The organism is Bacillus mycoides (assembly GCF_018742245.1).
Lineage (GTDB): Bacteria > Bacillota > Bacilli > Bacillales > Bacillaceae_G > Bacillus_A > Bacillus_A cereus_U.
In genome coordinates this window covers 1736560-1751227 of sequence record NZ_CP036132.1, presented here as the reverse complement: position 1 = coordinate 1751227, position 14668 = coordinate 1736560, and the positions used below count along the sequence as shown (strand labels likewise).

Below are 14668 nucleotides of genomic sequence, written 5' to 3'. Positions count from 1 at the left end.
TTGGAATCTCTCCAAGCTTTTCTTACTTCTCCTCTATTTTCTTAATCTCATAATCAATTTCTAAAAACTTAACTCCAAATATCCACATTCTATGATTAGCTTCTAATATTTGATCCGTGCTCTCTTTAATAATAAAAGTCTCTGCTAATGGTAAACGTATTGTAAAGAAACGAGTATGTAAATAAATCCCCTCATCTCCCTTACCATTTCTTCTCAACTTACTAGTAATGATTAAATCTTTATTCTTATTACATAATTTCAAAATCCCCGTCATATTCGAATATGGTAAAGGTAATCCGATATTCATGTATTTCTCATCCTCATGGGTATGTTTTGAGTAAAGAGCTACAAAAATAGATTCTCCTGCTTCATTTTTTCTTAGCCAAGCCCTTACATTCTCTCTTCCATCCTTCTCATCTATTACCCCAATGATAGAGCCATGCATAGTTTCCCACTTGCCGCCCATTCCTAAATGTATTTGTCCTACACGCTTACTCATTTTCTCATAACAAAATGCAAGCGGGCGAAACCAACGAGTCCATTTAATATGCGATTGTAACTCATACTCTTTTGTATTTTCATAAAAACGAATAATACTTAAAGGAATCTTCGCCATGTCAAATACCTCACTATGAAAATCATTCATTTTATCAACTAAACCTTTGTATTCCTTGTTATCTATTAAATTTCTGTTATGTAAAAATGCTTCACCAACTGTCGCATTTCCTCTTAACCTGCTCATTATTTTCCCATAATACTTATACTTCGGAGCACTCTTTTCAATCATCCAGCCGACAAATGCTGGTAACGCCACTCCAATTCCATTGACAACACCATGGATCCAAACCATTTGTGCAATTGTAATCGTCATTGCTTGTTTGAAATTCCCGTATGAATATATGAGTGAAAACATTATCGTTACCATAAGTGTACTGGATGAAAGAGTAAGGAGAATCTTTGCACTTATAGCATTAAATTTCGTTCTCCACACGTAAACTCCATATCCGTATATGGCACATAAATATATGAACACTGCAAAAAATTCAAACACCCTCGAATACGTAATTCCTATCGCAACTGTCATTGGAGAAATGACGATGATAAACATAATAGCGTCATATAACTTACTTCCCTGTTCTCTTTTCCTTCCAAGTAAACCAGCTGATAACGGCAATAGAAATGCCGAATAATGAAAGTGTGCAGCTGTGAGTAAAACTATGTCAGAACTAAAATGCATAATGGGGAATTTTGCTACAGAAGCAAAAAACCAAAAACCACCTAAAAACAAATAAATAAAAGCACTATCTATAGCTGCTTCCTCTAAGGGCTTCCATCCTCTTTCTAGCAATCTACTTATACCAAATAATGCAACGATTCCTGTATATGCAAACCAAAGTAGCGCAAAGAAATAGTGATTTGTTACGAAAGCTAGCATTGCACTGATTGCTGCAATTGGATATAAAAACGATACAAATTTATAAAATAATAAATACGTTCCATTTCTTGTTTCTTTGTCAATAATACAAAATGACATCGGTATAAATAATAAGATAGATAACAATATAATTGCTTCAACAGGATTTATATTCGACCACTCGTATATTAGAAATATAATATAACAAACAAGCCCAAATAGTATATTTTTCATATCGTTTATTCCCTTTCCACAAATGTTCCCTTATATGAAAATAACGAACCAATTAACGGATTTCGTACTTGTACATGAATTCGAAAACATTGTAGTGTCTCATCATAACTTTCTACAATTTTTGCCTCTCCGTATAAAAATCTAGGTAACGGTATTTTTCTTCCAAACATAAAAAACCATTGTTTCTTTGAAGAAATATGCATCCCGCCTTTTTCATCAATATAAAAATTCAACGTAGAAACGAGTATATGCGGTTCGCCAAAATAATCTACAATTTCATTATTCTCTTCATCCAACTTCATAACAGCGTTAAAATATCTTTTCTTATTATGAAAATAAAAAGTACGATTCCACCGTACAAATTCTTTCCCCTGTCCATCTCGCTCAGCGGTATTATGTATCACAAACGGAACTTTTTGCCCTCGCTCAGAGAAAAACATACGGAACTTCGATGTAATTTTTAATATTAATTTAACGAAAAAAGATCCTCCATAAATTTCATCCATTTCCCCTTCCCCAATAAAGCTTTTTCCCTTTGTTATCGCATATCGTTCCTGCAATTTTGGATGAAGCCTTTTATAAGAATCCCCTAATAATCTTTCATAAATATTAACCATATACTTATCCCTTTCTCGTCCTCTTACAATTTTTTGCACTCGGCAAATTAGTGCTATTCATATAACCGACAATCGATAACCCTATTAGAAGAAAATTTAATGTAATCGGATTAAACGGCTCTGTAAAACTTGTGATATTCGTAACTCCTGCCACTATAGTTAAGCCTATTAACATAACAATATGCAATATAAACAACTTTCGTTTTTGAAAGGGCAATAGCCACATAACACCCCATATTATTTCTAAAAATCCAACTATTTTAAGTATAAAAATACTACTATCATTCGATCCGATTAGCGCAGAAAGCATCTTTACTTCTTCTGAATGAGTAAACATCAATTTCGGTACAATCCCTTGATATAACCATACGAAAGCAACTAAAAAGCAAACGAGCCAATACGTCATCGTTCTTCTAATTAGCAACTTAGGATGAAGTCCCTTTTCTAACCATAATTTTAAAGCATCAAAACTCCATGCAGTTGCCCAACCTAATAGCGGACGAAAAATATATGAATCTATCACATTCCCTATACGACCAAACCTTGTATCATAATCATATTGCGTTTCAAAATGAATATGTTCTCCATTCGGGGTATACTTCCAATAACCTCGTCCTATTTGTATAAGTGATAGCTTATTGTCTGTCCAAAATTTCAAAGAGGAAATGCGCTCTCCAGTTTCTTTTCTTATTTCACCTATCGATTCCCCTTCTCCGGCTATTTCAAGCCCGAATCCGATCTTTGTTTTATATAAAAACTTTTGTGGCTCCCCTTCTTTTTTCTCTAAATACGAAATTTCCGTAAAACGGGCATCCCACTCTGTATGTATATCAGGCTCTTGTGTATATGCCCATAGTTTCTCCATTGTTGTGTTCATTTCTGTCGCTACATAAATAGGCTTTTTCTTCCCCATCCTTCCACCTCCCATGCTCTATATTTTTAATGTACATGCAACGAATTTATTTTGCTACGTTTTTCACAAACTAATTTAATAAAAAGATAGAATTTCAAAAAAATACAAAAAACACTTGATTCCCTGAAAAATTTAAATTATTATAAAACAAATGTTACCAACAACTTCATAAATCATACACTCTCGCCTAAAACGTGAGATAGAGGTTGCAACGCTTATAAGTATTCTAAAGGAGACACAGAGATGTCTATGATCTTAGAGGAAAGGAAGTGTTGCCGAAATTGATAAATTTCTCTGCATTTATCAATTGGGGCTGTTTTCGAATAGAAACAGAACTGTCATATGTACAGACGTGTACGTATGAAGAGCTATCTACAAAAAAGAGATATCATTTTTATGATATTCCTTTTTTGGCGGTTTTTTTTATTAGCTCCGTTTTCTGTTTCCCTTTTCCTGTAACAGCACCATCCTCACTTATTTGAGATGGTGTTTTTTGTTTTTCTCTCTGGTAACTACAGGAATATTGGGATTTGTATATGTCCTAACCTATTCTTAAAAATGGACGAAAGAAGGAATTCGTAATGGAAACGATTGTACAAAAATTTGGCGGTACTTCTGTCGGAAGCGTCGAACGCATTCAACATGTAGCAAATTTAATTATTGAAGAATATGAACGAGGACATAGTATTGTCTCTGTCGTTTCAGCGATGGGAAAAAGTACGGATAAACTTGTAGCACTTGCTAACGCTATTACTGAAAATCCAAGTAAACGTGAAATGGATATGCTCCTATCTACAGGAGAACAAGTAACCATTTCATTATTAACAATGGCACTACAAACAAAAGGTTATAACGCAATTTCATTAACAGGATGGCAGGCTGGTATTACAACAGAATCTGTACATAGCAGTGCACGGATTACTGACATTAATACTGGTCGTATTCAATCCTATCTTGCTGATGGCACGATTGTTATAGTAGCTGGTTTCCAAGGAGTAAGTGAAGAACATGAAATTACCACACTTGGCCGCGGTGGCTCCGATACGACTGCTGTCGCATTAGCTGCGGCACTAAAAGCAAAAAAATGTGATATTTATACGGATGTGTCAGGCGTATATACGACTGATCCACGAGTTGTACAAGGTGCTTATAAATTAGATGAAATTTCTTATGACGAAATGTTAGAGCTTGCAAATCTCGGTGCTGGCGTATTACACCCACGCGCTGTTGAATTTGCTAAAAATCATAATGTCGTTTTAGAAGTAAGATCAAGCATGGAACAAGAAAACGGAACAATTGTAAGGGGAGAATGTAACATGGAACAACAATCAATCGTTAAAGGTATCGCATTTGAGGATAATATTACACGCGTCACAATTAAAGGATTAGAACAAGGTGCACTTTCAACAGTTTTCTCTACATTAGCAGCGGCACATATTAATGTAGATATTATTATTCAAAGTATTACAAATGAAGGAACTGTTCACCTCTCCTTCTCGATTCATTCTAATGATTTAAGAGAAACATTAGAAGTGTTAGAACAAAATCAAGAGGCACTTCACTATGAATCTGTAGAACATGAAAATCATTTAGCGAAAGTATCAATTGTAGGATCTGGTATGGTATCTAACCCGGGAGTTGCTGCGAATATGTTCACTACTTTAAAAGAAGGCGGTATTCATATTAAAATGGTAAGTACATCTGAAATTAAAGTATCAGTTGTCATTGACCGTATTCACTTAGTAGATGGTGTTGAAGCACTCCATCAATCATTTATGGCGAAAATTGAGCCTTTAGTGCAAATGATTTAATTTCCGCCAGTAAAACTTACAACAAATTACATTAATCTATTTCCTTCCTATATAAATAGAAAGCTGTCCACATAGAATTTTAAAAATCTATGCAGACAGCTTTTTATCTTGTTATCGATATCCGAAGATCATTATAAAACAATTAGATTATTCTTTATACCCTTTCCTAGGAAATATAAATGACTCTTCTTATTTCTTATCACATATACCCTTTCGCTCTTTCCCTTGAAAAAACGATCTATATTCATTCAAAATAACTTTTTTCACGTCAAAGTAAAAAAGGGAGAGTAGCTCTTATTCCACAGCTACTCTCCCTCTCACTTATATTAAAACAAATGAATGTTTTCTTTTTTGCAAGCTTCACGTAAATCGTCAGGCCATACAGAAGATTGAACTTCACCGATATGTGCTTTACGTAAGAAGTACATACACATTCTTGATTGGCCGATACCACCACCAATTGTTAATGGTAGTACGTCTTCTAAAATACCTTTATGGAAATCATACTCACGTTTGAAGTCTTCACCAGTTTTCGTTAATTGCTCATCAAGTGCTTTACTATCAACACGAATTCCCATTGATGATAATTCGAATGAAGCTTGTAGTACTGGGTGCCAGAATAAAATGTCACCGTTTAATTTCCAATCATCATAATCGGATGCGCGTCCATCGTGCTTTTCACCTGAACGGAGTGCATCACCAATTCCCATAATAAAGACTGCACCGTGTTCTTTCGCAATTGCGTGTTCACGATCTTTCGGTGTTAATTCTGGATATTTATCTTCCAGTTCTTGAGAAGTAATGAAAACCATTTCTTCTGGTAAATACTTTCCAAGGAACGGATATTTTTCAAATAAGTGATCTTCTAGTTCTTTGAATATTCCATAAATTGTTTGTACTGTTTTTTGTAAGTAATCGACAGTACGCCATTCTTTTTGAACGATTTTTTCCCAATCCCATTGGTCAACATAAATGGAATGTGTTGCATCAAGTTCTTCATCACGACGAATCGCGTTCATGTTTGTATATAAACCTTCACCAGCTTCATATCCGTATTCATGTAATGCGAATCTTTTCCACTTCGCTAGTGAATGCACAATTTCTAATTCTTCTCCTGAATGTAACATATCAAACTCAATTGGACGTTCTACACCGTTTAAGTGATCATTTAATCCTGATTTTTTCGTTACGAATAATGGTGCAGATACGCGGAATAGTTCAAGGCGTTTTGCTAATTGATCCTCGAAAAATGTTTTAACTTCCTTAATTGCGATTTGAGTCTCTCTTACTGTCATTAATGATTGATACATGATGGTTTCCTCCTAAAATGTTTGGATGTTGTGGAAAAAAGCCAACAAAAAAAGCCCTTCTTTCCCAAAAAACTGGGACGAAAGACTTTGGTTCCGCGGTACCACCCAAATTAGCAACAGAGGTTGCTCACTTATACAGTACGGAGATGAAAAAATCTCGATACTGTTCTTCTTGTAACGGCGAAGTTCCCGGCTAAGTCTACTTTCCTATAAAGGATTTCGGTTAGCGACTCCAGGAGGTTCTTCATAATAGGCTTCGTACCAGGCTCACACCGTCCCTGACTCGCTTAAACTACATCCTACTACTACTCGTCCTTTCATAGTCGTTTTGTTGTCACATCTCTGAAACATTTTATTAATGATTATTCTATACAAAAAATAGATAAAGTCAACAAAAAGTTTTAAAATATTTTTCAATTCTTTATTTTATGCCTTTACCGACTGTTCTTAATATAACATTTTTATTTCCTTTGTCTCTTCAATCCAAAAAACATTTCACTAATTGAAACTAACATATACACAACCAGTAATGTGATCGTTCGAAAAATAGAATCCGCAGTATTTCTTATTATTTTCATTTTATTTGTAATTCCTTTCAGTTTACTCGCAATTTCATGATATACTATAGCATTCAAGCAGTTTGTTTTTACTTAAAGCAAGCATAGTCATTTATCGATAGTATTTTTCTAAAACATTGGCTATTATCAAATAAGATTTTTTATATAACGGAGTGATCATATGAGTAAAACGAAAGCAAAACCGAAAAAAGGTGTAGGACAAGGTACAGGAAGTAAAGGATGGAACCGTTGGCAATCAAGTGCGAAAAAGAAAGCTGCAAAACCATACAAAAGTAAAGGTACAAAGAAATAAAATAAATAGTGGGAGATGAACAACTCCCACTATTTAAAGTTTCACTTTATCTCTTTACTTTGTACAAAACAAAATATAATTATTACAACAAAAAAGCTATGCTTTCATCTCTGTGAAAGCATAGCTTTTTCCATATTAAATCATAAGAATATCACGGATTTCTTCCTCCGTAATAGAAGATAACTTCTCTTCTCCTGGCTCGATAATTTCAGCGATTAAATTTTTCTTACTCTCTTGTAACTCGTGCATTTTTTCTTCAATTGTTCCATGTGCTACTAACTTAATCACTTGCACTGTATTTTTTTGTCCCATTCGATACGCTCTATCCGCTGCTTGTTGTTCAACAGCTGGATTCCACCATAAATCATACAATATAACCGTATCTGCACCTGTTAAATTCAAACCGGTACCACCAGCTTTTAACGAGATAAGAAATAAATCCCCTTCACCTTCGTTAAAACGATTGCATAGCTCTACACGTTCTTGCGCTGGTGTACTCCCGTCTAAATAAAAGTATGGAACTGCTTGACGGTTTAATTCTCGTCCGATTATTGAAAGCATCTTCGTAAATTGAGAAAAAATTAAAATTCGCTTCCCTGTACTTCTACATTCCTCTAAAATCTCTAAAAGTTGTTCAAATTTGGCTGAACTGCCTTTATAATCATCAACAAACAAAGCAGGATGACAACAAATTTGCCGTAGTCTCGTTAAACCAGCTAAAACCCGAATTTTATTTTTACGTAACGTATCTTTATCCAAATGTTTTAACGTTTCTTCTCTTAACTTTGCTAAATAAGCTGCGTAAAGCCTCTTTTGATCTGGTAAAAGTTCTGATGATTGTAAGTGCTCAATTTTTTCTGGTAGCTCCTGTAATACATCTTCCTTTAACCTTCTTAACACGAAAGGTTTTACCCGCTTCGCAATATCTTCACGTCTTAAATCACCGAACTCTTTTCTTCCTGGTAATAATTCTGGGAAGACGACGTGGAGGATAGACCATAGCTCTTCTAATGAATTTTCTACAGGCGTTCCTGTTAGTCCAAAACGGTACTCCGCCTGAACTGTTTTTACTGCTCTTGCAGTTTGCGTCGTATGATTTTTAAATGCTTGTGCTTCATCAAGAAATAGCGTATGAAATGGCATTGCATATAATCTTATATCTCTTCTTAGTAAAGGATAGGACGTAATTACTACATCAAATTTCGTTACATCTTTTAAAACTTTTCGGCGCTCTTCTTGATTTCCATCTGCAATAACAGCTCTAATATGTGGAGCGAATTTTTTTAACTCGCTAAGCCAGTTGTAAACAAGGGAAGACGGAGAAACAACTAATATAGGCAGTTTCTTCTCTCGAATTTCCGGCAAAACAGAGTCTATAAAAGCAATACTTTGCAACGTTTTCCCAAGTCCCATATCATCAGCTAAAATGCCACCAAAACGATAATAGGCAAGTGTTTTCATCCACTGGAATCCGTATATTTGATACTCTCTCATTATCGCATCTAAGCCACTTGGCACCGTAAACTTCAGCTTTTTAGGGTTTTGAATGTTCTCTACCAATTCTTGAACAGACTCATCTAAACTTAATACGTTTCCTTCTTGCAATGAATTCATCCATTTCACACTACGAATAAGAGGGACATCTATTTCTTCGCCCTTTAAAAATTCTTTTCGAATACTAGATTCTTTTATAAACTGATTAATGTCATTAAACTCTTTACTCTCAAGTGATAGTAAAGCACCACTTGCTAAACGATAATATTTGCGCTTCTCCTCAAGAGCGACTAATACCCCTTTAATTTCTGCCTCTGGAATACCTTTTATATCAAAGCGGAATGATAACCAATCAATTCTCTCTTTCCTTCTAACTCGTATAAGAGGAGCTGTGTCTCCTTTATGAATTCGTAATTTGATTGCTGTCGTCGCATAAATATCAACTAAACCTTTTAACGTTGGAACAACGTAATATAAAAAGTTATACTCAGCTTCTTCATTATGCATAAAATAACCGCCTTCTGTCTTTGCAAAGGCACTTTCACTCATAATGTCTAAAATCTCTTTTTCCTTTTTCTCATCACGATTAAAAACAGATGGCTGTCCATCCTCTTCTAACGGATTAATCACGACGTTTCCATAATGAAATTCGAGACCTGCTAACAAGCGATTTTTCACTCGATCTAAATATAATTTTGCTTTTAGCGAAGGCGTTTCAACACGATTTGATATTACTTCATCAATTCGCACAGTACCAAGCTTCATTAATCCTGGTACAACTTTTGCTACAAAGTGTTCCATCTTATCTGCTGGAATATACAACTGGTTACTACTAGAACGATTCATCATTTTTTGTAATTCGATAAGCCGCTTACAATCCTCAGCATTCAACTGATGCAGTTTCCCTCCAAATAGAGCATAACTATACGTATCCATTACTTCTACTTGTTGTAAGCCGTCAATATAAAGTGTAAACCCACCGTTACTCCCTTTATTAAACTCAAAATGTAAAGGCAGTAGTCCTTTTGAAATTTGTAAACCGTGAAAAGATTGTCCATCTTGATTAAGCCTCACACACTCAGTTTTAGAAAGTAAAGAAAGCATATCCATCCACGAAGCTGGCGGTATTAAAATCATGCTATCATCTTGTTTTGCGTGTACTTCTAGTGTATCTTCATACATTTTTTCATTATGATACATTTTAATAAGTTGCTGAATAATCGCATCCGTTTCTTGCTTGAAGCTATGTACATCTGGTGTGTATGTAAATTCATTGGAACAATTAAAAGCCTCTCTTTTCTCCACTTTAGAAAGAAATTCTCTAATATGATTTACGAAATACGTTTTGGCGATTTTCAACTGAACCCCAAGAAGTGCCCCACCATTTTTCGTAACTACTGGTGTACAATTAAACTCAATATCAAGTATTTCACGTGTATCAAAACGGTGTTGTTTACTTTTTGGCCTCAGTGGTTGTTCTGCAAACAACTGAAACATCCCGCTTGTTAATTGTTCATTTCCGCTCATGTTTCCGCTACTAATAGGCAGCATTCCACCGGTTTGCTGATTATAATTTATTTGTATCAATACTGCGGCAACATGTTGACAGTAAGTTTGAAAAGACGCTAATGAAGGACAACTACATTTCGCAACAACATCACCTTTTTTAGCTTTTTCTACTGTAACATGAAAATCTTCGTTCCCTTTTACCGTCGCCTCGCAAATTTCTTTATTTTCATCATAATGATTTATTATTACTTTATTTGATTTATAATAAGCTTCGCCTCTTTTATATGAGGTCTCTCCGCATACTTCTTTAATAATCGATTTGTTTAATGTAAAACCCATTGTTTTGACACTTCCTTAATTTAAAACCAGTTTCTCTTAACTAACATTTTACATGCTCTACGAGAAAATATAAAATGTAGATTTAATAAAAAAAGATGCTCATTTATAAGCACCTTTTCTCACTCTATCTCCATCAACCGTTTCGCCTCAAAATACAACACTTGAATAAATTTTTTCGTATTAATTCGCGTATGTCCAGAAGTTGCTACTTCTTCCTTTGTCATTTCTGTCATTCGTTTTCTAACTACAGTGAAATCAAAAAATTTCGGAGCATAACTTTCAAATTTCGGATTTGAAAAGTCTGTTAATCCAAGGGAAGCTAAGTGATTTAACGATTGATAAATCGCTCTACGTACTCTTTGTTCAGATGCTTTTCTCTCCTTATCTATATGTGTATCTGAAGCTATATTCTCTAATTTCCTTATAGTTATATGGTGAAAGATATCTTTTAAAGCAGGAAATCCAAATTCAAATGTTTGTGCTTTTTCTTGTCCATATAAATATTCCAGCATACTAAGTAAATCTTTACTTCCATTCTCTCCCGCAATACCGAGTTCTGATAATAAATAGCGTCCTGAATCTGCTATTCTTTTTCCTTCTTGCATTGGCTCATTTCGAACTTGCGGCTGTTCCCACTTAAAAACGTTATTCAATGATTTTTGAATATCATGTATAGAGCGCTCTAAACGAATACGTTCCATTACTTTACGTACAACAGATATAACCTCAATTTTATTCAATGGTTTTGTAATATAATATTCAACACCAAGTGTATACGCCTCACCAATAAGCTGTTTCGATTCCACTTGAGAGATCATAATGATTTTCCCTGAAAAAGAGGATGCAATATGGCGAACTGTTTCAATCCCATCTCGCATGGGCATTAATAAATCAATAAATAAAATATCTACTTTTTTAAAATTTAGTTGATCTGCTTCAATAAAAGCTCCGTCTTCCGATTCTCCAATTACTTCCCCAAGATCGCCATCTTCAATGATTTGTGAAAGCATGGATCGGAAAACTTCATCATCATCTACGATATAATAAAACAACTTCATTCCCCTTCCTGCTTTAAACTGCACTCCGGTAAACAAACGACAAACTTACACCCTTCACCAGTTTCCAGGTCTTCCAATCTTACTTCTCCTCCGAGCTCTGTTACCATTTCGTTTATGTAAGAAAGTCCAATTCCTGTTGATGGTGTTCCCGTTTGATCATACTTTGAAGTAAATCCTGGCTTAAATACTAGTTTTTTATATTTTTGCGCAATACCAGGCCCATCGTCAATTACTTCAAACAATATACGTTTATCAAGTTTATATAACTTAATAATGATAGCACCACTACCCTCAATTGCTTCAACGGCATTTGCAACTAAATTATTAAAAATTGATAAGACCGTATACACATGATATTCTGCATGCTCACCTTCAATATGTTTAGAAAAACGTATTTCTTTTTCCAACATTTCAGCGTACTTCTCATTTATTCTCACAATCATTTCCGCAAGCTCATGTCCTTCTACATACTCAGCTACATTTTTATCTAATAACAGTTTAGATAATCCCGCAAAAATCCTTTGATTATCCTTTTTTATTTCGTGCACTTCTCCCGCTATTTTCAATGCTGTTTTACTACTTGAATCATCGTTCGCTTGTAAATTCCGATATAATTGATACGCTTCTTGTGTAATTAACTCCGCATTTTGTAACGTTTTTTTCAAATGAACAGATTCCACATATAAGTTAGAAAGATGCATCAACATATTTTCATTTTCTTTTCGAACTTGTGATTCTTTTAATTTCGTTTCATATAAATTCATCATATTTAAAAAACCAAGCGCAAAGAAACTACGGAAAATAGCAATAATGATTAGCTTATTCACTTCAGAAATTGTTATCGTGGTACCAAGTACTACCATATGATAAATTGCAAGTTCTGACATACTTGCAATAATTTCAATTGTAATCCCAAGGTAGCCAATTATAATTGGCTTCTGATGGAACTTATTCACCCTACAAAGCGAAAAAAGACTTCCATAAATAAAATAATAAAAGAACACAGGATAGCGCAAATAAAATGATTCTGTCATATAAAAAGACCCTTGCAACACCCAGTCAAGACATACACGGAATAAGACTACAGATATACCAACAAGAATACCTGCAACCGCCGCTGGTATTCTTCTTAAAAATAGTAATAAAAAGAAGAAAAGCGGTGTCCCAAAGCTAACGCGAAACGTATCGTTGAAAGGATGAAAATTTAGCTCTCCAGCAATTGGGACAACAATCATTAAAATAATTAAAAGAGATATATCTTTCTTCCATAATTGATTCCAATTCAAAGATGCCACTTCCTATGTATTTTTTCAAAAATGTAAACGGAAAGCCCGCTTATTATAATAAACGGGCTTTTTTTCTATATTCTAACCTTTTCTACCGCTTTTATTTGACGGTACTCAGGCTTCCATATTGATTCTTTCACTGCAATTTTGATATCGTTATCACTTAAGTTCTCTCTAGCAACACCTTCTGCAACTGCAACTTTCGCTACTTCAATTGCAACCATTTCAGAGATATTACGTAACTCTTCCACTTCTGGTAAGATTGGTGCACCCGGCTGACTTGTATCTACCATACTTGCAACCGCTTCTGCTGCCGCCGCAAACATACCGTCTGTCATTACGCTTGCACGCACAACAATTGTACCAAGACCTAACCCTGGGAAAATAAGTGCGTTATTTGATTGCCCTATAACATACGTTACACCATTGTATGTAACTGGATCAAATGGACTTCCTGTTGCAACTAACGCTCTTCCTTCTGTCCACTCGATTAAATCTACTGGTTTCGCTTCAGCAAGTGGCGTTGGATTCGACATTGGTAAAATAATTGGTCTTTCTACATGAGAAGCCATTTCTTTAATAATCTCTTCTTTGAATGCACCAGCAACAGTTGATGTACCGATTAAAATTGTCGGTTTTACATATTTCACAACTTCAGCAAGTCCGATAGCATCACTTTGTTTCCAATCCTTCACTTCAGCTTCTTTTCTTGCATATGGAGCTTGGAAATCAAGAAGATCTTCCATATTATCTGTAATTAACCCGTTACGGTCAATACACCAGAAACGCTCATGTGCTTCTTGCTCTGATAATCCTACGCGAACCAGCGCATCTCTCACTTGATCTGCGATACCGATTCCAGCTGTACCCGCACCAAACACAACTACTCGGTGTTCATTTAAAGGTACACCAGAAGCTTTCACTGCCGATAATACTGCAGCAAGTGAAACTGCACCTGTACCTTGAATGTCATCATTAAACGTACATACATCATGACGGTATTTGTCTAAAATTTTTCGTGCATTACGAGAACTGAAATCCTCCCAATGTAAAAGTGCTTTCGGGAACTTATTGCCTACAGCTTGTACAAATGTATCAATAAATTCATCATAAGCTTCACCAGTTACACGTGGATGGCGATTTCCAATATAAAACGGATTGTTTAATAGATCCTCACGGTTTGTACCTACATCTAAAATTACAGGTAACACGCGACTAGGATCGATTCCAACTGCAGCCGTATAAACAGCTAGCTTTCCAATCGCAATGTTAATACCACCAACACCCCAGTCACCAATTCCTAATATGCCTTCTCCATCTGTTACAACGACTAAGTCAATATTTTCAGCTGTTGCACCGATATTTGAGAACGCTTCTTCAATACCCGAAGGATCGTTAACTGATAAATAAATACCGCGTGGTTTACGATATTCATGGCTATATCTTTGAATTGCTACACCAACAGTAGGTGTATATACGATTGGTAACATTTCACGTAAATGCTCTGTTAAAATACGATAAAATAATACTTCATTTCGATCATGTAACGCTGTTAAGTATACATTCTTTAATAAATCATCCGGCTGAGAACAAAATTGCTCATACGCTCTACGCGCTTGTTCATCTAGCGTTAAAACTGCTGGTGGTAATAACCCTTTTAAACCTAATTCTTCTCTTTCTTCTTGCGTGAAAGCTACCCCTTTATTTAAAAGTGGTGTTGATAATACTTCTACTCCTCTTAATGTCGTTTCTAACGAACCATTAGAAGCCACTGTAAACTTACTCATAACATCCCTACCTCTATTCATATATA

At 35.1% G+C, this 14668-nt stretch carries 10 protein-coding genes, 1 pseudogene, 1 riboswitch and 1 other annotated feature; of the genes and pseudogenes, 2 read left to right on the top strand and 9 right to left on the bottom strand.

Annotated elements, in window-relative coordinates; all coding sequences use genetic code 11:
• Positions 1–22: 22 nt before the first annotated feature.
• From EXW56_RS08940 to EXW56_RS08930, 3 genes are read right to left on the bottom strand one after another with little or no spacing between them, the layout of a single operon-like run.
• Complete coding sequence (locus EXW56_RS08940; protein ID WP_215597373.1) at positions 23–1648, bottom strand: YndJ family protein; 1626 nt, start codon at positions 1646–1648, stop codon at positions 23–25.
• 5 nt (positions 1649–1653) lie between these two features.
• Positions 1654–2265 carry a DUF4166 domain-containing protein gene (locus tag EXW56_RS08935; RefSeq protein ID WP_071151133.1) on the bottom strand — a complete coding sequence of 204 codons (612 nt, stop codon included), beginning with the start codon at positions 2263–2265 and terminating at the stop codon, positions 1654–1656.
• Between the two features lie 4 nt (positions 2266–2269).
• The gene (locus tag EXW56_RS08930; RefSeq protein WP_002200949.1) at positions 2270–3178 is read right to left on the bottom strand and encodes a DoxX-like family protein; all 909 of its coding nucleotides are present in this window, start codon (positions 3176–3178) and stop codon (positions 2270–2272) included.
• A 192-nt stretch (positions 3179–3370) separates the two neighbouring features.
• Positions 3371–3557: riboswitch (Lysine riboswitch) on the top strand.
• Between the two features lie 202 nt (positions 3558–3759).
• On the opposite strand from EXW56_RS08930, the gene EXW56_RS08925 reads away from it, so the two are divergent.
• Positions 3760–4989, top strand: a complete 1230-nt coding sequence (locus EXW56_RS08925; protein ID WP_002200950.1) for an aspartate kinase — start codon at positions 3760–3762, stop codon at positions 4987–4989.
• 189 nt (positions 4990–5178) lie between these two features.
• Here the strand turns inward: EXW56_RS08925 and EXW56_RS08920 are convergent.
• Positions 5179–5268: pseudogene (locus tag EXW56_RS08920) on the bottom strand (helix-turn-helix domain-containing protein); the annotation flags it as partial.
• 47 nt (positions 5269–5315) lie between these two features.
• Entirely contained in the window at positions 5316–6299 is a 984-nt protein-coding gene (asnA, locus tag EXW56_RS08915) for an aspartate--ammonia ligase (protein WP_002200951.1), read from the bottom strand.
• Between the two features lie 70 nt (positions 6300–6369).
• Positions 6370–6629, bottom strand: a binding site (T-box leader).
• Positions 6630–7037: 408 nt separating this feature from the next.
• Here asnA and EXW56_RS08910 point away from each other — a divergent pair.
• Complete coding sequence (locus EXW56_RS08910) at positions 7038–7169, top strand: DUF3934 family protein (RefSeq protein ID WP_000047589.1); 132 nt, start codon at positions 7038–7040, stop codon at positions 7167–7169.
• Positions 7170–7304: 135 nt separating this feature from the next.
• Here the strand turns inward: EXW56_RS08910 and EXW56_RS08905 are convergent, their stop codons facing one another.
• The 4 genes from EXW56_RS08905 to malS all read right to left on the bottom strand — a co-directional run bounded on the left by EXW56_RS08905 (position 7305) and on the right by malS (position 14642).
• A complete protein-coding gene (locus tag EXW56_RS08905; protein ID WP_215597372.1) occupies positions 7305–10511 on the bottom strand; it encodes a DEAD/DEAH box helicase in 3207 nt (1068 codons plus the stop codon).
• 119 nt (positions 10512–10630) lie between these two features.
• Positions 10631–11563 (bottom strand): response regulator, encoded by a 933-nt coding sequence (locus tag EXW56_RS08900; protein WP_002158401.1) that lies wholly within the window; start codon positions 11561–11563, stop codon positions 10631–10633.
• Between the two features lie 2 nt (positions 11564–11565).
• Positions 11566–12864, bottom strand: coding sequence for a sensor histidine kinase (locus tag EXW56_RS08895; RefSeq protein ID WP_087952704.1), 1299 nt, complete (start codon positions 12862–12864; stop codon positions 11566–11568).
• A gap of 65 nt (positions 12865–12929) precedes the next feature.
• Entirely contained in the window at positions 12930–14642 is a 1713-nt protein-coding gene (gene malS, locus EXW56_RS08890; RefSeq protein ID WP_215597371.1) for an oxaloacetate-decarboxylating malate dehydrogenase, read from the bottom strand.
• Between the last annotated feature and the right edge of the window lie 26 nt (positions 14643–14668).

What these genes read in the sequence shown, in the direction of transcription:
- asnA (WP_002200951.1), bottom strand. Translation starts at nt 6,299, where the DNA reads ATGTATCAATCATTAATGACAGTAAGAGAGACTCAAATCGCAATTAAG.
- EXW56_RS08930 (WP_002200949.1), bottom strand. Translation starts at nt 3,178, where the DNA reads ATGGGGAAGAAAAAGCCTATTTATGTAGCGACAGAAATGAACACAACA.
- EXW56_RS08940 (WP_215597373.1), bottom strand. Translation starts at nt 1,648, where the DNA reads ATGAAAAATATACTATTTGGGCTTGTTTGTTATATTATATTTCTAATA.
- EXW56_RS08925 (WP_002200950.1), top strand. Translation starts at nt 3,760, where the DNA reads ATGGAAACGATTGTACAAAAATTTGGCGGTACTTCTGTCGGAAGCGTC.
- EXW56_RS08910 (WP_000047589.1), top strand. Translation starts at nt 7,038, where the DNA reads ATGAGTAAAACGAAAGCAAAACCGAAAAAAGGTGTAGGACAAGGTACA.
- malS (WP_215597371.1), bottom strand. Translation starts at nt 14,642, where the DNA reads ATGAGTAAGTTTACAGTGGCTTCTAATGGTTCGTTAGAAACGACATTA.
- EXW56_RS08905 (WP_215597372.1), bottom strand. Translation starts at nt 10,511, where the DNA reads ATGGGTTTTACATTAAACAAATCGATTATTAAAGAAGTATGCGGAGAG.
- EXW56_RS08935 (WP_071151133.1), bottom strand. Translation starts at nt 2,265, where the DNA reads ATGGTTAATATTTATGAAAGATTATTAGGGGATTCTTATAAAAGGCTT.